18 protein-coding genes and 8 pseudogenes are annotated in these 20578 nt (G+C 69.4%); 12 read left to right on the top strand and 14 right to left on the bottom strand.

Features of this window, described 5'->3' with window-relative positions:
- The first annotated feature begins 49 nt into the window (after positions 1 to 49).
- The 3 genes from AB0D46_RS14095 to AB0D46_RS14085 are packed head-to-tail and all read left to right on the top strand — an operon-like array spanning position 50 to position 1426.
- Positions 50 to 415 (top strand): metalloregulator ArsR/SmtB family transcription factor, encoded by a 366-nt coding sequence (locus AB0D46_RS14095; protein ID WP_362877574.1) that lies wholly within the window; start codon positions 50 to 52, stop codon positions 413 to 415.
- Positions 412 to 906, top strand: coding sequence for an N-acetyltransferase family protein (locus tag AB0D46_RS14090; RefSeq protein ID WP_362877573.1), 495 nt, complete (start codon positions 412 to 414; stop codon positions 904 to 906). Before AB0D46_RS14095 ends, AB0D46_RS14090 begins: the two co-directional genes overlap by 4 nt.
- A 55-nt stretch (positions 907 to 961) precedes the next feature.
- Positions 962 to 1426 carry a TIGR02391 family protein gene (locus tag AB0D46_RS14085; RefSeq protein WP_362877572.1) on the top strand — a complete coding sequence of 155 codons (465 nt, stop codon included), beginning with the start codon at positions 962 to 964 and terminating at the stop codon, positions 1424 to 1426.
- Positions 1427 to 1438: 12 nt separating this feature from the next.
- Here AB0D46_RS14085 and AB0D46_RS14080 read toward each other — a convergent pair.
- From AB0D46_RS14080 to AB0D46_RS14070, 3 genes and pseudogenes are all read right to left on the bottom strand, one after another.
- Positions 1439 to 2326, bottom strand: a pseudogene (locus AB0D46_RS14080) (NAD(P)-binding domain-containing protein).
- Positions 2323 to 3414, bottom strand: a complete 1092-nt coding sequence (gene arsB, locus AB0D46_RS14075) for an ACR3 family arsenite efflux transporter (RefSeq protein ID WP_362877571.1) — start codon at positions 3412 to 3414, stop codon at positions 2323 to 2325. The pseudogene AB0D46_RS14080 and the gene arsB overlap by 4 nt, the downstream one beginning before the upstream one ends.
- Positions 3411 to 3719 carry a metalloregulator ArsR/SmtB family transcription factor gene (locus tag AB0D46_RS14070; RefSeq protein ID WP_362877570.1) on the bottom strand — a complete coding sequence of 103 codons (309 nt, stop codon included), beginning with the start codon at positions 3717 to 3719 and terminating at the stop codon, positions 3411 to 3413. The genes arsB and AB0D46_RS14070 overlap by 4 nt, the downstream gene beginning before the upstream one ends.
- A gap of 92 nt (positions 3720 to 3811) precedes the next feature.
- Between AB0D46_RS14070 and AB0D46_RS14065 the strand changes: the two genes are divergently transcribed.
- The 4 genes and pseudogenes from AB0D46_RS14065 (at position 3812) to AB0D46_RS14050 (ending at position 7012) form a co-directional block, all read left to right on the top strand.
- Positions 3812 to 4225, top strand: coding sequence for an arsenate reductase ArsC (locus AB0D46_RS14065; protein WP_362877569.1), 414 nt, complete (start codon positions 3812 to 3814; stop codon positions 4223 to 4225).
- An 18-nt stretch (positions 4226 to 4243) separates the two neighbouring features.
- Positions 4244 to 4872, top strand: a pseudogene (locus AB0D46_RS14060) (NAD(P)/FAD-dependent oxidoreductase); the annotation flags it as partial.
- 23 nt (positions 4873 to 4895) lie between these two features.
- Positions 4896 to 5192: pseudogene (gene trxA / locus AB0D46_RS14055) on the top strand (thioredoxin).
- Between the two features lie 155 nt (positions 5193 to 5347).
- Positions 5348 to 7012 (top strand): IS1182 family transposase, encoded by a 1665-nt coding sequence (locus AB0D46_RS14050; RefSeq protein ID WP_362877568.1) that lies wholly within the window; start codon positions 5348 to 5350, stop codon positions 7010 to 7012.
- Between the two features lie 238 nt (positions 7013 to 7250).
- On the opposite strand, the gene AB0D46_RS14045 is transcribed toward AB0D46_RS14050, so the two are convergent.
- Both AB0D46_RS14045 and AB0D46_RS14040 read right to left on the bottom strand, forming a co-directional pair.
- Positions 7251 to 8414 carry an aminotransferase class V-fold PLP-dependent enzyme gene (locus tag AB0D46_RS14045; RefSeq protein ID WP_362877631.1) on the bottom strand — a complete coding sequence of 388 codons (1164 nt, stop codon included), beginning with the start codon at positions 8412 to 8414 and terminating at the stop codon, positions 7251 to 7253.
- A 132-nt stretch (positions 8415 to 8546) separates the two neighbouring features.
- A pseudogene (locus AB0D46_RS14040) lies at positions 8547 to 8873 on the bottom strand (FAD-dependent oxidoreductase); the annotation flags it as partial.
- A gap of 389 nt (positions 8874 to 9262) precedes the next feature.
- Here AB0D46_RS14040 and AB0D46_RS14035 point away from each other — a divergent pair.
- A pseudogene (locus AB0D46_RS14035) lies at positions 9263 to 9403 on the top strand (ATP-binding protein); the annotation flags it as partial.
- A gap of 832 nt (positions 9404 to 10235) precedes the next feature.
- On the opposite strand, the gene AB0D46_RS14030 reads toward AB0D46_RS14035, so the two are convergent.
- The 4 genes from AB0D46_RS14030 to AB0D46_RS14015 all read right to left on the bottom strand — a co-directional run bounded on the left by AB0D46_RS14030 (position 10236) and on the right by AB0D46_RS14015 (position 13179).
- Positions 10236 to 10910 (bottom strand): LysE family translocator, encoded by a 675-nt coding sequence (locus tag AB0D46_RS14030; RefSeq protein ID WP_362877567.1) that lies wholly within the window; start codon positions 10908 to 10910, stop codon positions 10236 to 10238.
- Between the two features lie 118 nt (positions 10911 to 11028).
- Entirely contained in the window at positions 11029 to 11556 is a 528-nt protein-coding gene (locus AB0D46_RS14025) for an aminotransferase class III-fold pyridoxal phosphate-dependent enzyme (protein WP_362877566.1), read from the bottom strand.
- Positions 11557 to 11704: 148 nt separating this feature from the next.
- Entirely contained in the window at positions 11705 to 12025 is a 321-nt protein-coding gene (locus AB0D46_RS14020) for a hypothetical protein (RefSeq protein ID WP_362877565.1), read from the bottom strand.
- Positions 12026 to 12720: 695 nt separating this feature from the next.
- Positions 12721 to 13179: a hypothetical protein gene (locus AB0D46_RS14015; protein WP_362877564.1), complete on the bottom strand. Its 459-nt coding sequence runs from the start codon at positions 13177 to 13179 to the stop codon at positions 12721 to 12723.
- A gap of 582 nt (positions 13180 to 13761) precedes the next feature.
- Between AB0D46_RS14015 and AB0D46_RS14010 the strand changes: the two genes are divergently transcribed.
- From AB0D46_RS14010 to AB0D46_RS14000, 3 genes are all read left to right on the top strand, one after another.
- Complete coding sequence (locus tag AB0D46_RS14010) at positions 13762 to 14127, top strand: hypothetical protein (RefSeq protein ID WP_362877563.1); 366 nt, start codon at positions 13762 to 13764, stop codon at positions 14125 to 14127.
- Between the two features lie 483 nt (positions 14128 to 14610).
- A complete protein-coding gene (locus AB0D46_RS14005; RefSeq protein ID WP_362877562.1) occupies positions 14611 to 15771 on the top strand; it encodes a globin domain-containing protein in 1161 nt (386 codons plus the stop codon).
- 94 nt (positions 15772 to 15865) lie between these two features.
- Entirely contained in the window at positions 15866 to 16423 is a 558-nt protein-coding gene (locus AB0D46_RS14000; protein WP_362877630.1) for a pyridoxamine 5'-phosphate oxidase family protein, read from the top strand.
- 257 nt (positions 16424 to 16680) lie between these two features.
- Here the strand turns inward: AB0D46_RS14000 and AB0D46_RS13995 are convergent, their stop codons facing one another.
- Both AB0D46_RS13995 and AB0D46_RS13990 read right to left on the bottom strand, forming a co-directional pair.
- Entirely contained in the window at positions 16681 to 17619 is a 939-nt protein-coding gene (locus tag AB0D46_RS13995) for a hypothetical protein (RefSeq protein ID WP_362877561.1), read from the bottom strand.
- Between the two features lie 124 nt (positions 17620 to 17743).
- Positions 17744 to 17890 (bottom strand): annotated as a pseudogene (locus tag AB0D46_RS13990) (transposase); the annotation flags it as partial.
- 84 nt (positions 17891 to 17974) lie between these two features.
- Here AB0D46_RS13990 and AB0D46_RS13985 point away from each other — a divergent pair.
- Positions 17975 to 18280: pseudogene (locus tag AB0D46_RS13985) on the top strand (hypothetical protein); the annotation flags it as partial.
- Positions 18281 to 18398: 118 nt separating this feature from the next.
- Here the strand turns inward: AB0D46_RS13985 and AB0D46_RS13980 are convergent.
- The 3 genes and pseudogenes from AB0D46_RS13980 to AB0D46_RS13970 form a co-directional block, all read right to left on the bottom strand.
- Positions 18399 to 19199, bottom strand: a complete 801-nt coding sequence (locus AB0D46_RS13980; RefSeq protein ID WP_362877560.1) for a maleylpyruvate isomerase family mycothiol-dependent enzyme — start codon at positions 19197 to 19199, stop codon at positions 18399 to 18401.
- A gap of 149 nt (positions 19200 to 19348) precedes the next feature.
- A pseudogene (locus tag AB0D46_RS13975) lies at positions 19349 to 19816 on the bottom strand (hypothetical protein); the annotation flags it as partial.
- Between the two features lie 265 nt (positions 19817 to 20081).
- Positions 20082 to 20471: a hypothetical protein gene (locus AB0D46_RS13970; protein ID WP_362877559.1), complete on the bottom strand. Its 390-nt coding sequence runs from the start codon at positions 20469 to 20471 to the stop codon at positions 20082 to 20084.
- Between the last annotated feature and the right edge of the window lie 107 nt (positions 20472 to 20578).

Raw genomic sequence — 20578 nt, 5'->3', positions numbered from 1 at the left:
ATGCCCTCGCACCCCCGCCCGCTGCTTCGACATGTGTCAACATAGACGTATGTCGAACGTGAAGGTTCTGCCGCAGCTGGAGTCCGAGGCCGTCGCACCCTGCTGCCCACCCCTGACGGAGCGTCCGCTGACGGCCGAGGAGGCCGAGCGGACCGCCCTCATGTTCAAGGCGCTCGGCGACCCGGTGCGCCTGCGGCTGTTCTCCGCCGTCGCCTCCCACGAGGGCGGCGAGGCGTGCGTGTGCGACATCTCCGACGTCGGCGTCTCCCAGCCCACCGTCTCCCACCACCTCAAAAAACTGCGCGAGGCGGGGCTGCTGTCCTCCGAGCGGCGCGGCACCTGGGTGTACTACCGAGTCGAGCCGGCGGTCCTCGCGGCGATGGGCCGGCTGCTGACCCGCGCGGCCGCCGCATGAGCATCACCATCACGCCGCTCACCGAAGCCCATGCGGACGAGGTGCTGGCGATCTACCAGGCCGGGATCGACGAGGGCAACGCCACCTTCGAGACCACAGTCCCGACCTGGAACGGGTTCGACACCGCGAAGACGCCCGAGCACCGCTTCGCCGCCCTCGACAGCGACGGCAAGGTCCTTGGCTGGGTCGCCGCCACCAAAGTCTCCGACCGGTGCGCCTACGCGGGCGTCGTCGAGCACTCCGTCTACGTCCACCCCGGCGCCCGCGGCCGTGGCGTCGCCCGGACACTGTTGGACGCGTTGATCGCCTCGACCGAGGCGGCGGGGATCTGGACGATCCAGTCCGGGATCTTCCCCGAGAACACCGCCAGCCTGGCCCTGCACCGGCGAGCAGGGTTCCGGACCATCGGCACCCGCGAACGCATCGGCCGCCACCACGGCCGGTGGCGGGACGTGGTCCTGCTGGAGCGCCGCAGCCCACGGCTCGACTGACCGGTGCCGTGAGCGTTCGACTCCGGTTGTCGGAGGTGGGCGCGATGATGCGTGCGTGGCCATCAACGTCGCGTGGGCGCGGATTCAACTGGCCGAGTTCCTCCGCTTGTCGGAGACCCATCTCCCCGCTCATGAGCCGGGGGCGATGACCGTCTCCCGCCTCAGGAACCGGGGCACGCAGCCGGAGGCCATCGCCAGTGCCCAGCGCGTGGAGTGGATACTCGACCGGGTTCTGCCGGAATGGCGCTCCAGCATCCCTTTGTTCCAGAGCGTCTTCTACAACGACGACCCGAAGCCCGGCCAGCCCCGTCTGAGGCTCATGGTGGACGACGGCAGCGACACCTTCCGCAGCGTCCACCGTGGCGCGATGGCATTTGCCGAAGCCCGCTACGCGGGCATTCGGAACCCGAAGAGCCATGAGGACGGACTCCCGGAGCTGCTGGAGCACGAAGCTCTCGATCAGCTCGCCGCCTTCAGCGCCCTGGCCCCCTGGGTGGACGGCGCCACGGTGTCCGCGTAGAGGGAAAGCCGGTCAGCGCAGGAGTTCGCTTGTCTGGCGGGCGGCGTCGCGGGCGGGGCGGCCCACGCCGATGAGGGTGGCGGCGGCCGGGCCGGTCCAGTCGCCGTAGCCGAACAGGTGCAGGCGCGGCTCGTCGACGGCGCGGGTGCCGTCCGTGACGATGTGGCCGCGGCTGCCTCGCTGGCGCAGGGTGACGAACGGGGCGAGGGCGGGGCGGAAGCCGGTGCACCGGATGACGGCGTCGGCCACGGCGCGGGTGCCGTCTGCCCATGCCACCCCGGTCGCGGTGAGGCGGCTGAACATCGGCTTCACGTCCAGGAGCCCGGTATCACGGGCTGCCCGGACCGGAGGCACCGCCCCGATGTCGCCGAGAGACGCGACGCCGCCGGTGTCCGTGCGACCGGCGTCGAGGGCGCGCCGGCGGGCGGTCGCCGCGTGGAAGAGGGCCCGGCCGTCGATGTCGTCGGCGAGGTAGCGGGGCGGGCGCTGGGTAACCCACGTCAGCTCGGAGGCGGGCGCCAGGTCGGCGGCGATCTGGGCCCCGGAGTTCCCGATCGGTCTCGACCCGGAGGTACGGCCCGTCGCGGTGGACGGCGGAGACCCGCACGCCCCGCCGCACGGGAAGGTCGTACCGCTTCTCGTAGTCGGCGAGGTACGAGACCACGTGGGCCGCGTCGGGATAGACCTCGCCTTCCTGAGCGGGCATCAATCGGCCCGGCAGCGAGGAGCACGCGGCCGGGGAGAAGAGGTGGAGGGAGTCCCAGGTGTGCTGCCAGGCGCCGCCAGGCCCGCCTGGGCGTCGAGGATGACGTGCTCGATGCCCAGGCGGCGCATGTGGTGGCCGGTGGCGAGCCCGGACTGGCCGCCGCCGATCACCACCACGTCGGTGCGATGTGTCATGAGGTGAGCTGCTGCTCCGTGAACTTTCTGCGCCAGGCCAGCGACACGTGGACGAGGGCGACGAGGACGGGGACCTCGATGAGGGGACCTACGACGCCGGAGAGGGCCTGGCCGCTGGTGACGCCGAAGGTGGCGATGGCCACCGCAATGGCCAGCTCGAAATTGTTGCCGGCGGCGGTGAACGCGAGGGTGGTGGTGCGGTCGTACGGCAGGCCGATCGTCTTGCCGAGGGCGAAGGTGCCGAACCACATCACGGCGAAGTAGACGAGCAGCGGGAGCGCGATGCGGGCGACGTCCAGGGGCTGGGAGGTGATGGTCTTGCCCTGGAGGGCGAAGAGGATGACGATCGTGAACAGCAGTCCGTACAGGGCCCAGGGGCCGATCTTCGGCAGGAACTTCGCCTCGTAGCTCTCGCGGCCGAGCCTCTTCTCGCCGATCCGGCGGGTCAGGAAGCCGCCGAGCAGCGGGACGCCGAGGAAGATGACGACGTTGAGGGCGATGTTCCACATGGAGATGTCGAGGTGCTCGCCGTTGCCGAGGCCGAGCCAGCCGGGAAGCAGGTCGAGGTAGAACCAGCCGAGGACGCCGAACGCGACGACCTGGAAGACCGAGTTCAGGGCGACCAGGACGGCGGCGGCCTCGCGGTCGCCGCAGGCGAGGTCGTTCCAGATGATGACCATGGCGATGCAGCGGGCAAGGCCCACGATGATCAGGCCGGTGCGGTACTCGGGCAGGTCCGCCAGGAAGATCCAGGCCAGGGCGAACATGAGCGCGGGGCCCAGGATCCAGTTGATGACCAGCGAGGTGATCATCAGCCTGCGGTCGCCGGTGACCGCGTCGAGCTTGTCGTAGCGGACCTTCGCCAGGACCGGGTACATCATGATCAGCAGGCCGACCGCGATGGGCAGGGAGATCCCACCGATCTCCACCTTGGCGAGCGCGTCGTTCAGGCCGGGGATCAGGCGGCCGAGGCCGAGGCCGAGGCCCATGGCGATGAGGATCCAGACCGCGAGGAAGCGGTCCAGGGTGGAGAGCTTCGCCACGACCGAGGCGTCTTCGGTGGTCGCGGGAGCTTGGGTGGGGGTCACGGACAGGCCCTCTTGTTCTCGGCGGCGGTGCGCGCGGATGCGGCCAGGTCGGCGAACTGGGCGGCGAGCTGGGTGATGACGTCCGGGCGCAGCTTGTAGTACACGAAGCGGCCGCACGGCTCGGTTTCCACGACCCCGGCCTCTCTGAGGACCTTCATGTGGTTGGAGAGGTTGGTCTGCTTGGCGCCCGTCTCCTCCACGAGATGGGTGAGGCAGAGCGTCTCGCGGGAGAGCAGGGTCACGATCTGAAGCCTGAGGGGGTCGGCCAGGACTCGCATCACTTCAGTGTCGACTGACGTCATCATGGGCTGATACTGTCACATCAGTGGTGGATGACGCCACTGGGTGCTGATGTCAGTGGCGCCTGATCCCCGTCGTGAGACAAGAGAGACCTCTGATGTCCGACAAGCCCTCCGTGCTCTTCGTCTGTGTCCACAACGCCGGCCGCTCCCAGATGGCCGCCGCGTGGCTGAGTCACCTCGCCGGGGACCGTGTCGAGGTCCGGTCCGCCGGTTCGGCGCCCGCCGACTCGGTGAACCCGGCCGCGGTCGAGGCGATGCGCGAGGTCGGCATCGACATGTCCGCTGAGACGCCGAAGATCCTCACGATCGACGCGGTGAGGGCCTCCGACGTGTGCATCACCATGGGCTGCGGCGACACCTGCCCCGTCTTCCCGGGCAAGCGCTACCTGGACTGGAAGCTGGAAGACCCGGCTGGCCAGGGCGTCGAGTCCGTCCGTCCGATCCGTGACGAGATCAAGGTCCTGATCGAGGGCCTGATCGCGGAGATCGCCCCGGAGCCCGCGCCGTGAGCGGGACCACAACGTGTGGGCGGCTCCTTGACGACGACGACCGAGGTCGAGAACTTCCCCGGCCTCCCCGATGGTGTGGAGGGCCCGGTCCTCATGGAGACCATGCGGGCCCAGGCCGAGCGGTTCGGCGGCGAGATGATCGATGACGACACGTCTCCGTCGACCTGGCCGACGTAGTCAAGACCGTCACCGACAGCGAGCGAGGGCACCGTCCACCGCGCAAAGGTCGTGATCATCGCGACCGGCTCCGGATACCGCAAGCTCGGCCTCCCGAAGGAAGAGGAGCTCTCCGGGCGTGGGATGTCCTGGTGCACACCTGCGACGGGTTCTTCTTCAAGGGCCGCGACATCATCGTGGTCGGCGGCGACATCGCCATGGAGGAAGGCACCTTCCTCACCCGCTTCGCCAAGTCGGTCACCGTCGTCCATCGTCGCTCGACCCTGCGGGCCTCCCCGGTCATGCAGAACCGCGCCTTCACTGACGACAAGATCTCCTTCCTCTTCGACAGCGAGATCACCGAACTGGAGGACAAGGACGGCAAGCTGTCCGGCCTCACGGTGCGCAACGTCCTCACCGAGGACAGGCGCCACCTGGACGTGACGGGCCTGTTCATCGCGATCGGCCACGACCCGCGCAGCGAGCTGTTCACCGTCAAGAACGTGACCGACGCATACTCGGGGACGTCCTGCAGAGCGACAAGCCCGTCCTCGTCGACTTCCGGGCGGCCTGGTGCGGCCCCTGCCGCCGGCTCAACCCGTCGCTGGAGGCCATCGCCGCCTAGCACGGCGAAATGATCGAGATCGGCAAGCTCAACATCGACGAGAACCCGGAAACGGCAGCCGCCTACGGCGTCATGTCCATCCCGACGATGAACGTCTACGTGGACGGAAAGGTCGCCAAGACCATCGTCGGCGCCAAGCCCAAGGCCGCACTCCAGCGCGAGCTGGGCGAGTTCATCACCGCCTGACCCCACGGCACCGACGCACCCGCGAGGGACATCACCGGCTCCGGCCCCCGCCGAGCTCATGATGCTGTTGGTTAATTCGGGGGTTCGCGTGACGTCGGCCTTCAAGACCCAGTTGGGTTCTTGAAGGCCGACGTTGTCGTATGGGGTGGGTGTCGATGTCGATGCAGCCCAAGGAACCGGTGGTGGTTCCGGCGGAGACGGTGCGGGTGGCGCGGGCCGCGTTCCCGAAGGGGAGTCTGGCGATCCGGGTCCGGGACGAGCTGGGGCCGCTGTTTCGCGACGAGGAGTTCGCGGATCTGTTCCCGGCGCGGGGGAAGCCTGCCTGGTCACCGGGCCGGCTGGCGCTGGTGTTGGTGTTGCAGTTCGTCGAAGGGCTGACCGACCGGCAGGCCGCGGAGGCAGTGCGGGCGAGGATCGATTTCAAGTACGCCCTCGGGCTGGACCTGGATGATCCCGGATTCGACTTCTCGGTGCTCTCGGAGTTCCGTGACCGTCTGGTGGAGGCAGAGGCCGGGCGGCGGGTGCTGGATGGCATCTTGGCCGCGGCCGACGAGAGGGGACTTCTCAAGACAGCGGGGCGGGCCCGGACCGACGCCACGCACGTGGTGTCGGCGGCGCGTGATCTGTCCTGGCTGGAACTGGTCGCGGAAACGCTCCGTTCAGCGCTCACCGCGCTGGCCCGGGCCGCTCCCGACTGGCTGGGCCGGGTCGCCGAGCCGGACTGGTTCAAGCACTACGCGACCCGGGCCGAGGAATCCCGGTTCCCCAAGTCCCGCACCAAGCGGGACGAGGTGGGTCTGCGGATCGGCCGGGACGGGATGCGGCTGCTTGAGGCTGTCCGGTCGCCCGAGGCGCCCGAAGGACTGCGGCTGCTTGAGCGGGTGGAAATCCTGCGCCAGGTCTGGGTCCAGCACTTCCACCTGGTGGAGGGGCAGGTGAGGCGACGGGACCCAAAAGACCGTCCGCCGGGCGCACTGCGCCTGGTCACGCCCTATGACATCGAGGCACGCGGCAGCGTCAAACGGGACACCATGTGGGACGGATACAAGGTCCACCTCACCGAGACCTGCGAGCCGGACGTCCCGAACCTGATCACGAACGTGGCCACCACCGTCGCGACGGTTTCCGACATGTCGATGACCGAGACCGTGCACGCCCAGCTCGCCGAGTCGGGCCGTCTGCCCGTTGAGCATCTGGTCGATGCCGGATACGCCGACGCGCATCTGCTGGTCAGCACCCGACGCGAGTACGGCATCACGCTCACCGGCCCGGCCGCCGCCGTCATCAGCCACCAGGCCGCCGGTGGCGGCTTCACCGGCGACGACTTCACCATCAACTGGGCGGGCGAGCAGGTCACCTGTCCCGGTGGTAAGACCACCACCCGCTGGAACCCGGATCACTCCCAGCACGGCACCCCCGTGATCCGGGTCCGGTTCAACAGCGGCGACTGCCGGCCCTGCCCGGTCCGCGAGCAGTGCACCACCTCCAGCGTCGGCCGGCGCCTGACGCTGCGGCCCCGCGAGGAACACGAAGCACTCCACCAGGCCCGCGCCGACCAGGCCACCGACACCTGGAAGGAACGCTACAAAGCCCGCGCCGGAGTCGAGGGCACCATTTCCCAGGCTGTTGGGCGCTGCGGCCTGCGCAGATCCCGCTACCAGGGCCTGGCCAAGACCAGCCTCCAGCACCAGCTGACCGGTGCCGCCATCAACCTCGCCCGCCTCGACGCCCACCTCACCGGCACACGCAGGGCCCACACCCGCACCAGCCACTTCGCAGCACTTCGCCCCGCCGAGCCGAAGCTCGACGGGGCGAAGTAGACCCCCGAATTAACCAACAGCATCAGCTCATCGGCGGGGGCCGGAGCTTCTTCCATCCCGACGCCTACTGTTCGGCTGACATCCCCGCCCCGGGGTGCGCTCGCGCAGCCCGGGACTCCCACTTCTCCCTTGAGCGTGATCAGCGAAGCCGACAGCTTCTTCGCGCCGGACAAAGCACTTACGCACAGGGCGCGCCGTGCGGGGGCAATCGTCAACCACGCCGGCCGAGGCCCCGCGGTCAGGAGCGAGGTCGCACGTGGGTCGGGCCGGCCTCGAGCGCTTGGAGTAGTCGTTCGATGTCGTGGTCGGTGGTGTGGAGGTGCGGGCTGATGCGCAGTACGGATCCGCGGGCTCCTACGTGGACGCCGGCTTGATCGAGCGTGTTCAGCAGGCCGGCTCGCCGGTGTTCGGAGACTTGCAGGCCGAGCATGTGCGGGCCGCGTGGTTCGGGGACGTGCAGGCCGAGGTCGCGTGCGGCGGCCGCGATCCGTCCGGTAACGGCTTCCAGCGTCGCGGCGATGTTCGGCACCGTCCAAGCGACGAGCTGTTCGAGGGCGGCGATGGCCATCGGTGTGAGCTCGAATGCGGTGCGCTGTCCCATGTCGAAACGGCGCGCTCCGCGTTGGTATGTGTCGCGGTAGTCGACCAGGCGCGCGAAGTCCTGGGCGTCTTCGCGTGCGATCCAGTTCTCCTCCAGCGGTAGGCCGTCCTGGTGGTGAGGGGCGACGTAGAGATAGCCCAGTCCGAAGGGGCCGAGCAGCCACTTGTAGCCGACGGTGACCACGAAGTCCGGTCTCAGTTCGACGACATCCAGGGGAACGGCGCCGGCCGACTGGCTGGCATCGATGACCAGGGCTGCTCCGGCGTCATGGGCAGCTTGTGCGATGGGTGGCAAATCCACCAAGGTGCCGTCGGTCCAGTGCACCTGCGGCACCGAGACCACGGCGGCCGTCTCATCGAGGTCACGGAGGACCGCGTCCGTCCAGGTCTGTCCGGGCTCGCGGTGAACGGTGTGCACTGTCGTGCCGGTACGGGCAGCGAAGCGGCGCCAGGTGTAGACGCCGGAGGGGTACTCCTCCGCCAGGACCAGGACTCGCTGGCCGGGGAGGCCATCGAGGTTGGCAGCGGCTGTTGCGATGCCGTAGCTGGTGGCGGAGACCAGCGCGACATCGTCAGCTTCAGCACCGATGAGGCGGGCGAAGAGGCTCCGGCGTTGCTCGGCGGCGGTGAACCAGTCCGATGCGGTGATCGCCCATGGCTCTGCCCGGCGGCTCAAGGACTCTTGGCCCGCGGCGAGCACGCCGTTCAGAGTGGGCGCGAGGCTAGCGGTGTTGAAGTAGGCAACCTCATCTGGGACGTGGAAGAGATGACGTGCGCTGGGCAGGACGATGCCATGGGCCATGGTGTTCACGGTACTTCCGCCTCCTCCTGCGCGCTGTCCGGGCACGCGGCGTTGCGGGCCGCTGGTGGTAGCGGCCCGCGTCGGCTTGTCCGCTGGTGCGCCGCAGCTCCCGCCTCGTGCGTGGCGGGGTGCTCAGCCGGTGGGGGCGCCGAACCAGGTGGGCACTGTATTGAGCAGGTCCTGCTGGTTGTCGCCGACCCAGGCAACATGGCCATCCGGCCGCAGCAGGACTGCGGGCGCGTCGAGTTCCTCGGTGGCGTCCATGATGTGGTCGATCCGGTCCGCCCAGCCGGTCAAGGAGAACCGGCCGGTCCGGTCGAGCAGGAGGCCGCGGCCGCCGTGCATCTGGTCGTAGAGGCGGCCCTGCTTGAGCTGGATGTCCCGCAGTCGGCGTCCGAGCAGGTCGTGGCCGTTGCCGAGGTCATAGCGCACCCCGACGGCGGTGATCGTCTCGGTCAGTTCCCCTGGTTCCGGTTCCTGAACCACGTCAGAAGGGCGTAGCAGTACGGCCGGCAGGTGTTCTGGCCGGCGTCCCCGACTATCAGGTTCCTGGTCCAGTCCGAGACTGGCCCGATCGGCCCGCCGACTGCGTCGAGGAGGAGGTACGGCACCACCGGCTGACCGGTCTGCACCACCCCACGGGCCAGAATGCGTCGACCGGCGCCCAGCCGCGCGGAGTCGTATCCGGGCGGTCCCCCGGCGCTGCGGCGCAGACGAATGACGCTGCCCATCCAGGAGGCAGCGGGCCGCCGTAACGGAAAGCGGCCGGCGGCCCCAGCCACGAGCGGCCCACCCGCTCGAACGCCCCGTCGGCGGGCAGCGCCCGCAGTCGCCCGGCGCCGCTGTTGCGTCTCCAATACCCCGATCCCTACGCCGAGGCGGCCCGCCCGCGGTTGCACTCCGAGGCCGAGGTCACCGACACCACGCACCTCACCCCCGCCCAGGCCGCCCAGGCCGCCCAGGAGATCACAGAGGCCGTCAAGAGTTGAGGGAACGACCTTCCGGCGCCGCACCGCGCAGGTGACAACAAGCCTGCCTTTGTGTCAGCTATCGTGCTTCGGCTCGATTCCTCCGGACATCCGAGCCCTCTCGGCGTTGTACTCAGTAACCGACGTCGAGGTAGTCGATGTCAGTGAACTCGACGAAACGCTCGTCGGCACCTCGGCCGCTGTCCTTGAAGTAGGCCTCCTGAAGGGCCTAGGCGGCGATCTGCTGGAGTTCCGCCTCCGTCGCTCTGGTCTCCTGCGCGGCGAACAGACGACCCGCGTACTCGGGCGATGGCTTCGATGACCAGGCCAGTGCGCTGCTCGGCCTCCATGAGCTCGACGAGTTCGGGGCGCGAATACTCGATCTGGCCCTTCACGTACCGCTCGACGGTGGGCTGGGAGGTGGTCAGCAGGGTGGCGACGGCTTTGGTAGAGCCCCTCGACGAGGTAGCGGATTTGGGCGCCGGCGGACTTGGAGATCGGCCGGTGACCGCGGCAGCCCGGTCCGGACCGTCCGCGACGACGCTCACCGTGCCAACCCCGTTGTACTCGTAAGCGGTCACGGCGCCCGGCGGCGATCTCGCTCTCGGTGGCACTCGATGGGGTGGCACGGGACACAGTGGAACCGGCTTCGCCGTTGGCGGATCTGCCATACGAAGGTAGGCGGAGGAACGGAAACGATCACCGCCCGTGTCCGCCGCATGCTTCCTGCCCCACCCGAGCGACGAGGCTGCCCACAGACGCGAGCAGGACCCGGCCGGAGTGATTACGGTCCCGGGCCGGGTCCTGCTCGCTTGGGGCAACCGTCGTGGCTTTCCCATCCGCGCGGGGGGGGTCAAGCGATTGCTGCGACGCCGATGCCGATGCCGATGAACAGCCATCCGGTCGTCAGTTCCCAGCGGTGACGGAATCTCGGTCGGGCGAGGAGCGCCCGTAGGTGCGTGGCGACGGCGACCAGGGCGAACCAGTAGACGATGCCGATAAGGACGTCCAAGGTGCCGAGGAAGAAGATCTGCCGGGTCATCGATCCGCCGCCGTTGACGAACTGCGGCAGGATGCTGATGAAGAACAGGGCCGCCTTGGGGTTGAGTACATTGGTGAGGAAGCCCTGGATGAAGCCGGACCGCCACCGGCCTCTGGTGGGTCCGGCCTCCGCGGGGTCCACCTGCGCCGGGCTGTTCTCGGGGCCGCCTGTCGCCTCTCGGCCGGCCGACCGCTCACGGGCGGCCCGCCGAGCTGCCAGCACGGCCCGTACCCCGAGGTAGACGAGGTAGGCCGCGCCGAGCAGCTTGATGGCGTCGTAGACCATAGGGGAGCGAGCGGCGATCAGCGACAGTCCGGTGGCGGCGGCGAGCATGTGCACACACAAGCCGGCCTGGGCGCCCAGCGCCGCGGCCCGGCCCTTTGAGGGGTGTTCGGCTGCTGACCGGCATACCACGAGGAAGTCCGGCCCCGGAACGAGGTACGCCGCCAGCACCACACCAAGGAACCCGACGAGATCAACCGACATTCGCTCTCCGTTCATCAGCCCCGTGGCCGGTCCGCCAACGGGATTGGTTCGTCCATGGGCCGGTGCACCTGGGGCTGGGACGTCGGGTCCGATGTCAGGTCACGAAGGTCCGCACGGATCACCGGGCGACCGCCCGGTCGATTAACTTGAGGCCCCGCTCCAGTTGTCCTGCCGCGGCTGTCAGTGGCGGCCGGAGCTTGACCACCTGGTCGTGGACTCCGGCCGTTTCCAGCAGCAGACCGTTGCGGAAGGCGGCGTCACACACCTCGCGGGCCGTGCCTGGACGGATGAAGGGCAGACCCCGGGCCAGGCCGCACCCGCGAGGTGCGGGCAGCCCGTGCCGGCAGGCGGTCTCGGCGAAAGCGTGTCCCACCTGGCCGCCCAGCGCGGTGGTCCTTGCTTCCGGCGTTCTGTCGGACCAGCACAACTCCAGCGCCTGGGCGGCGGCGACGAACGCCGGCTTGTAGCCGCGGAAGGTGGCGCTGTGCTCCCCCGGCTCACACGCGTCGCACTCGAGGCGGAGCAGCGTCAGGGCCATGGGCATCGCGTACCCGCTGTTGGACTTGGCCAAGCAGACGATGTCGGGGAGGATCGCGGCCGCTTGGAGGCCGGGCGATCGCCTGGTCGCGGTTGTCCGGAGGGTCATCGAAGGGCGTTTGGCATGGTGTGCGGCAGCGGGATGCCCGCCCCGGCGCGTTTCATCGGGTTGTAGGTGCGTTTCATCGGTTGGCGGTGACCGCCAGCGACCCGAGCGTCCTGCCCTGGAAGCCGCGTTCGAAGTAGGCGACGGCGTGTCACCCGGTGCATTTCCGGGCGAGCTTGAGCGCGGCCTTGACATTACTCGGCGGAACCAGGGGCTCTCCCTTGGCCGACGACACCGGGGTCGCCAGGCGCCAGCGCGACGCCCTTGCCGCGCACAACTGGCACGAACCCGTGCCAGTTCTGCGGGCGGCCTGGTTCTCGTGACGCCAGAGGTCCATCACCAAGCACGTGCGTGGACGGATGATCTCTGCGGCCAGCAGCACCTCGCAGGGGGCCTCGATGCTCACCGTGTCGACGGCGGGTGGGGCAGCCACTTCGATGCGGGTGCCGTCCGCGCCGACGGCGAGCGTCACGACGGTTGATGTGGCCAAGGTCATCTGCTGTCGGGCTCACCCAGAACGGCGTAGGTGTCGATCGGCTCGCGCTGCGCGGGCGAGGGTGGCGACGGCAAATCCGGGGGCGATGTCGAAGTGGAGACTGCTGTAGGAATCGGCCGTCAAGTGGTGGCGTGTGATCACGCAGCCTCCCCCGGCGTAAGGCCCGGGCGGCCGTGGGGCGGGCAACCTCGTCCGCTCCCGCTTGGCGGGCATCAACCTTGGTTCCGGCTCCGCCTGGCGAGCCCGGTGCGCAGCCCGGGCCACGGAATTTCTGGCCGGAGCAGGCGACGCCCGGAACGCAAAGGGGCCCCTGTTCAACCGGAACCGTTCCGGCTGACCAGGGGCCCCGTAGTACCGGTCGGTCCTAGCTGCGGACTAGGGACGCGGGGTCGAACTCGATCGGGAACGGCTCGTCGATGCGTCCCACGGCGCCCGCGAGGAGTGGCGGCAGGTCTTCATACGAACTGGCTCGCAGGAACCCGATCAGGATCCGCGGCGCGGGCTCCAGCCCGATGCGCCAGCAGTACTCGATACCCGCCGCCGGTACAGCGCGGCTTGAGCTTGCGGTCTGTGACCGGGGTGGACGGTGAAGCGTTCTCCCGCCGGGCCGGCCGCCGGTACAGCGCCGCTGGCGTCGGCGACGCTCGGCCCCTACGGCCGGAGGCGACGGATCAGCCGCACCGGATCGGTCCGGTGTCGAGGTTGTATTTCACTCCTCCCCGGACCAGCGAGCCGCTCACCGAGATGCACTGCCCCGTCGAGTTGAACCAGGTGTACAGCGGTCCGGCGTAGTAGCGCAGGTTGGCCGGATGCTCCTTGGGCGGGTCGACGGAGTAGTCGCCGCCCTCGTCGAAGATCGCCACGGTGACGTGCGAGGCGAGGCCGTCGTAGGGACTGGACCAGAACTTCACGCAGTTCTTCTTGGTCGAACCGTTCCAGTAGGTGCGCGCGTAGCCGCCCCCGTCGCGCCCCGCCGGATTCTTGGCCCAGTACGTTTTGCCGTCCCAACTTCCGCTGCACTGCTCGGCGGCGGGGGCCGCCTGCGCTGTGGGGGAGGCAACAAGACCGAGCAGCAGCGCCATGACGCCGACGCCCAGCACCTGTGGTGTACGTAACCGCTTCTTCAGCATTCGCATCTCCTGCTGATCAGATGCCGTTGACCCGGTCTGCCCAGGCCATGCCTATTACGCTCCGCTCCCCACGGACCGCACATCCGACGTTTCACGAAATCTCCACCGGATTCACCGCGACGCCACCACCGGGACCAAGGCCGTCCGGTGCGAGCCCGAACGTCTTTGCGGGGTAGACGCGGTGGCCAGGGTGCGGTTCGTGTCCGCGTCGACGCGATGGCGGGCCCGGTAGGCGGGATGACTGGCTGACTCCGTGGGCCGGGAGAGGTAGGGCCTTTCGGCCAGCTGGTGGGAGCCCATCGCGGTAGGCGTGGCGACGCATACATCACGCTCCGCGACTGTCCCCAAATTCGTGCCAGAACCGAGTTGCGGCGTCGTTTCGACACGATATTGAGAGTCGCTCGCTCGCGCGAATAGCCGATGTCGCAAGAACGGGAGGCATCCCTTGCCCGTTCACCTGGCTGGCGGCGAGCTGTGGCCGACCGCGGACCTCCGGGTGAGGCTGGTGGGGTACGGGCGAAAGCCTTCCAGGGCCCGACCCGTACGCAGGGCCCAGAACTGCCGCCACCCACCCTCGCGGAGATGATGATGTCGCACGCCAACGAGGTCAGAATCCCCTTCCTCTTCTGCTCGTCGCCGCAGGCGCCCGGGATCCAGGGCGTCGACAGGGTCAAGATCCTCTGGGACGGGGAAGAGATCTGGCAGGGTGAAGCCGGGACCGGTGAGACCAATACGCCCGAGGTGACCAGACCCCTGCTGGGGTCGGGCACCCTCGCGCTGGCCGTGAGGCCGGCGGCGGAGGGCAGCGTGTGGGACGTCATCGGCTCGATGGTGCTGAGCGAGGCGGATCTGGGGGCAGGCATCCAGACCGCGCGATTCGTGAAGAGCGGCGCGGACTACGAGCTCTCCTACGAGGTGGCCATGGACGTCAGCGACGACCGACCCTGATCACAGGGCCGGACCATCGGCCACTCATCAGATCTCCTGAACAGCCGGCAGATGAAATCCCCTGGGCGGGGTACCGGTAGCACGCGGAATCAACCGTGCCGGTTGCCGCGGGCCGTTGCTACTTCTGAGTCACACCCATGATCGGGTAGCCTCCGGAACCGCTTGGTCCGCTCTCCGATGCCCCCCAACAGGAGGACTCATGCCTGCCCCCGTCGCCGCCACGACCGCCACCCTCCCAGAAGGCAGATCGGGCGAGGACGCCTCCCGCCGCAAGCTACGAGGCGGTGACCGCGCGTGCCACAGCGTCGGACGCCTGCGGCCGACTCACATATCGACGGGAGGAGCGCCGGTCTCTTGAAGTTCCGGATCGGACGCCCGACACACCCGTCCACACACCCGCCCGCCCACGCACACGCACACGCACACGCACACCCGGGCCCGGGGGGCTCCGGCCCCCGCGCAGTTCCCGCCCAGGCCGGCGCCGTGGGCGAGTCGGCCGGCGCCGAGCCGCCGCTCTCGGCCCACGAAATCGCCCTCATACGGGCTTCCGTCTCCGTCGTGGAGCCGTTCGCCGCGGACATGACGGTCTATTTCTATGCGATCCTCTTCGCCCGCTACCCCGAGGTCCGTCCCATGTTCCCGCCGGGAATGGACGCCCAGCGCGGGCGCCTGCTGCGCGCGCTGCTGCGCATCGTGGACTTGGTCGACGACCCGGAGCGCCTGGTCGGCTTCTGCGGCCACCTCGGTCGCGACCACCGCAAGTTCGGCACCCTCAGCGCGCACTTCCCGGCCGTGGGCGAATGCCTCCTCGCTGCTCTGGCCCGCTACGCCGGCCCGGCCTGGACCGCGGACATCGCCGCGGCCTGGACCAAGGCGTACGGGGTGGTCGCCGACGTCATGATCAGCGCTGCCGAGCAGGACGAGACGCAGCGGCCCGCGGTGTGGCCCGCCACGGTGGTGCACAAGGTCCTGCGCGGACACGGCATCGCCGAGGTGACCGTGCGGCCCCATATGCCGTACCCGTACGCGGCCGGGCAGTACGTCAGCCTCGAAACTCCCTGGTGGCCCAAGCAGTGGCGCTACTACTCGCCGGCCAACGCACCCCGCCGGGACGGCACCCTCACCTTCCACGTGCGCGCGGTGAGCGGCGGTTCGGTCAGCGACGCGCTCGTACACCGCTCTGCCGTCGGAGACGTGGTCCAACTCGGGGCACCCATGGGGGACATGGTGCTGGACGCCGCCGTCCACAGCGACCTGCTCTGCGTGGCGGGCGGCACCGGTCTCGCACCGATCCGCGCGATCGTCGAGGAAGTGGCCCGTCGCGGCGGACGGCACCAGGTCGATCTGTTCCTCGGAGCCCGTACCGGCGCCGAGCTGTACGGGGTCGACGACATGCTCCGGATGGCGCAGCAGCACCATTGGCTGTCCATCAGGGGCGCTGTCTCTCACGAGCACATCCCCGGCATCCGGGGATCCCTGCCGCAGGTTCTCGCCGAGTACGGCCCGTGGTACCAGCACGACGTCTTTCTCAGCGGGCCGGCCCCGATGGTGGTCTCCGCGAGCAAGACGCTCACGCAGCACGGCACTGCGCCCGACCGCATCCACCACGACCCCTTCGAGACCCCCGTCCTGTCCGCTTCCTGAGACACACCCGTGCCGAACCTGCCAGGAGAACGCCCCCGTGACTTTCCCACCGCCCGCTTTCGGATCAGCAGGTGAACACCGGCTGCAGCAGCACATGGGCAGCGCCGACCGCGCCGCACGGTTCTACGACCAGCAGGTGCGCTCCCGCCTCACGGCCGAGATGCAGGAGTTCATAGGCCGCCAGAGCATGGTCTTCCTGGCCACCGCGGACTCCCGCGGGGAATGCGACGCCAGTTTCCGGGCGGGTCCGCCCGGCTTCGTGCGCGTGCTGGACGAACACACCCTCGCCTATCCGGAGTTCCGGGGGAACGGCGTGCTCGCCAGCGCCGGCAACATGACGGAGAACCCGCACCTCGGCATGCTCTTCGTCGACTTCACGCACGACCACGTCGGCCTGCACGTCAACGGCGTCGCCCAGCTCCAGCTCGACGCCGAGCTTCGTTCGGCGCACCCCCGCCTGCCCCAGGACATCGCGCCGGGCCGCGCCCCCGAGATGTGGGTCCGCCTCACCGTCGAAGAGGCTTACATCCACTGCTCCAAGTACATACCGCACCTGGTGCCGGGCCCCCGCGCCGCCCACCCGGCCGACCGGCCGAAGGACGCGGACTACTTCACCGCGCGGGCAGCGAAGGCGTCACGCCCCACCCGGTGAGCCGCGTGAACCCCTCGACGCCCATGGCACCGGGCGGGCCCCGGGCGGCCGGGGCCGGGCGGGGCCGGGCGGCACCGGCCGGAGGGTGCCGGGCGGGGCCGGTCCCGGCCACCGCGCCGGCACCGCGCCGCTCGATCACGCCCGCCCCAAAGCCCAGGCACCCGGCCCGGTTCACCCGGTTACTGCACAGTTGCGCGGTCCTCCTCGTACTCACCGGTCACTCCGGACCCGTCGAAGATGTGGGCGACAGCGGAGAGTCAGTACCCTCCATAGCCTCCTGTCCCGCTGGTGCCGGTGCCCCCGATCTCACGGCTGGATGAGCTGCGGCCCGACGGGGGCAACGTGAAGGTCCGGTAGTCCTCGTAGAACAGTTCCCGCCACCAAGTCTCGAAGCTCACGCTTTCGAGCTCGCGCTCCGTCTGGGTGATCGCCGTTCTGTCCCACTGCAGTTGGACCGGCTTCAGATCGTTGAGTGCCTGGCGCAGACCCGGCAGGTCGACGGGCGGATTCATCTGCGGCGAAGTCGGTGCGATGCCGTCCCCGGCGGGTACGTCGTGCCGGAAGACGTACGCGGTCGGTCGGCCGTTGGTTGCCATCGACCAGCCCCAGAGGGGCCGTTCGGCGAGCGCGGCCTTACGGCGATGAGCCTGCCGTGCACGTTCCCCTGCTTTTTCCTTCTCGATCCACATCGCTCCCGCGATCTCTTGCCGGATCGGCTTGTAGGCCTCCCCGGCCTCCTGCATGACACGCTCGTAGCGCTGCCGGGCCTTCTGCCAGTTGCGTAGGGCGAGGGGTGCGGCGAAGCGCCTCCACCGCGGGACGGACCTGGCGCGATGGTTGGCCGCAACCAGCTCGGCGCTGACGCCGTCCACGGCGGTGGCATAGGCGACGGCAGCTTCGACCCAGCGACGGCAGGCTTGCGCCGTGCACGGTACGAGACAGCTGTCTCCGTCGGTGTCGACCAGGAGGGGGCGGCCCGTCGTGCTGAACCGAAACCCTCGGGGTGCGTCATTCGGCCGGGGGGTCCGAACCGGAAAGAAGCGATCCGGGTTTGTCCGCCATCCACCCAGCAGCCATGGAGGCCGGTATTCCGAAACGTAAACCTTGCCGTCCTCGGGTTCGACCAGTTCGGCGCCGTCCTGCAAGGACAGCAACGTCCTGTCCACCACAAGGTACGGCAGTTCTAAGCGACTCATCGGCTCTCCCCCGTGTGCCTGGACCCTCATGATGCTGTCCTGCCCACCCGCCGGACAATGCCGCCGCTCGGTGGTCATCTCAGGCCGGTGCCAGGAGCAGATCAACTTCCGCGCGCCGGGAAGGCCGACCGCGGTTGAGTGCTCCGTACAGGGCCCCGTGCTCGCGCCGATGCTCGGGCGCCGGCGCCAGGTCCACCAGCGTCCTCACTCGTCCGTCGCTGCACAGCGCCACATCCGTCAGCTCGAACAGCGCGTCGCACCGCCCGATCAGGCAGTCGTAGAAAACCTTTCGGCATACGCCGTCGTCGGCCCCGGCACCTCCGAGGGTCTGCCGGCTCCCGGTGTGCAACCGGCGCGGCCCGAACCGGCGGAGGCGGCGAAACCGAAAACAGCGGTGCCGGTGTGGTGCGCGGGGCTGGCCTGGTCGGCGCTGTCGGTGGACAACCAGCGCATCCTGCAAGCCCTCAGCGACCGTAACCGACTCGGTCAAGGAGCTTTGACGTGCCAGGAGATGGCCGCCTGCATTGGCCTGGACCCCGTACCGGAAAAGGTGGAGGCACTGCGATCGAAGACCAAGCGGCTGACGGCGCGCGGCTGGCTGATCGAGCCGACACCTGGCCGATTCACGCTCGCGAAGGACGTGGCCGGGCAACGCGGCGGGTGGCTTGGTGACGCCCCGAGGCCGCCTCGCGGGTTTGAGCCCGGTGCCGCGACTGACGAACCTGGCGAAGAGTCGTGTCCTACCGGCTCGAGGCGCGGCCAACCGCCCCCGCTACGTCCTACTTCTCCTCCGGCTCCCAGGCGCGGAGCAGGTCGAGCAGCCCTGCGTCTCCGTCAACGTGCAAGGAGTCGGCCTGGATCCGGTCGTACAGGTAGAGGACCAGCTCACTGGCCGTGCCGTGGACGGCGGCGCCGGCTGCGTCCGAGTCCTCGCCGGTCGCGTCAGTGGGCGCGGGGATGCGGGTGGAGCGTGCGCCGTCGCCGTCGACGGTGAGGCGCCAGGAGCGGCCCTCGGCGGCGTGGAAGTCGAAGGCCGTGGGCTTGTGCGGCCAGGCACTCGGCGTTGCGCAGACGGTGTACAGGAACTCCTCCACACCGTCGAGCGCCAGCTCGACCGGCAGCGGCTGCGGGGAGCCCCCGGCGAGCTGGGCGTCGTAGGTGTGCACCGCGGTCTCCTGGACCCGGTGCCGGGCGGTGCCGCCGGCGGTCTGCGGTGACTGCGACGCGGGCCACCACGTCCAGCAACCGCTCTCCGGCCCCGCCGCGCGCAGGGCGCCCAGCAGAAGCTGCGTCGACGCGTCCAGCCAGGCCAGCAGGGCCTCACGCTCCTGCGGCACTTCCAGCGCGGCGCGCGCGGCGACGGCCTCGGCCGGGGGAGCGTCGGCAGACCCCGCGCCGACGATGGCGGCCCAGAAACGGTCTCCCCCACCCAGGTGCTTCACCAGATCGAACAGCGTCCACCCGGGGCAGCTCGGCACCTGCGCGTCGAGACCGGGAGCGGCGGCGACCACGGCGCGGAAGGCGGTCGACCGTTCATCGATCAGTCGCAACAGGTCAGGGAACTCAAGATTCTTCTCCACGCCGGATGTCTATCACCGTACTTCGGTGATCGGACAGCGATTTTCACAGTCGCCGCCGGTTGGCCATTGCGGACGTCCTCGCCTCCCACCGCTCCGGTGACAAGCTGCGCACTGCCGCGAGGACGCTGGTGGTGGCGGTACGCCAGGCGTCATGCCTGTGGGTGCTCTGGCCTCGCCCCTGCGGCCGGGCACCTCGGCGACGTGACGTCCACCCGGTGCGCGCGGTCGCTGCCGCTCGATGTGATGGACGCGGAGGTCACGACGCCGGGTGAGGACCGGTCGGCTCGGGAGTTCAGGTGACTCCCGTTCGACCAGCACTCCTCAGCTTCGGAGCAACAACAGCCACTTAGTACTGCAACGGTATTTGCCGTGACGGTTTGTTGACCTCTGGTGGGGTGTGGCCGCGTCGTTCGTAGCGGCTGATGCGGGCTTGGAACTATCGTCGCCGTCGCCAGTGTGACCAGTGCAGGACGTGGTCGATGCTCGGGCGGGGCGACGATGAGGCAGGCGTGGGCGGCCATGGCCAGGGTCATGTGGCGGTGCCAGCCGTCGTAGCGGCGGACCTGGTAGTCGTCCAGGCCGCACTCCTGCTTCGCGCTCTGGAAGCATTCCTCGACCGACCGGCAGCAGTCGATCGGCGAGCTGGACCGCGCGCTCACCACGGCAACTGAAGGCCGACCGCTACCCGGCTGCTCCACCGACCCCAGCCGCACCGAGGACATCAGGTGGCGCCAGGCCCGCACCACGCTGCTCGAGGCCGTCGCACGCCACCGCCACGCTCCCCTGCTCGCCGCCATCGTCGAGCTCGGCGGTGAGCTGGAGAGCTCCCAGCTACCCCTAACGGGCGCTTCAGGGGCGCGGTCATGCCAGAAGGCTGCGCGGTCAGCGCCGGCCACCGCCGATGCGGCGGTCGTCGGCCAGTGCGGTCAGCGGGCCGAACTCGCGGGCAAGCTCGCTCCACGTCAGAACCTCGCCGCAGCGGGCCGGGAACTCCTTCGGGTTGAACTCGGGCATGGTCCAGGTGCCAGTGCCCCGGTCCCGCAGCCACAGGTCCCCGTCACCGTCGACCACAGTCGGCGGGACCGGTACGGGCTCGGCCTGATCGGTGGGCTCCCAGGTGACCCGGCCCGGGTGGGAAGCGCGGCGCAGCTCGGTGGTGGCCAGCCGCGCGGCCAAGTCACGGGTGGACTCTTCGGCGTCCTTGACCGACGCGAGTCGGAATGCGTCGTCAAGTACGGGCAGGGCTGGATTCTTGCTGCGCTTCGAACTCATACGCTGACTACCTCCGGTGGGGGGCGTCACATCCGTTGTGGCACCCGTAGAGGAACACCGTATCCGAGGCGTGAGCCGAGCCGGCTACGACCACTGTCCAGGTGGAG

It is taken from the genome of Streptomyces sp. NPDC048383 (assembly GCF_040651775.1).
In the GTDB taxonomy this organism is placed as follows: Bacteria; Actinomycetota; Actinomycetes; order Streptomycetales; family Streptomycetaceae; genus Streptomyces.
This window is presented reverse-complemented; position numbering and strand designations above follow the sequence as displayed.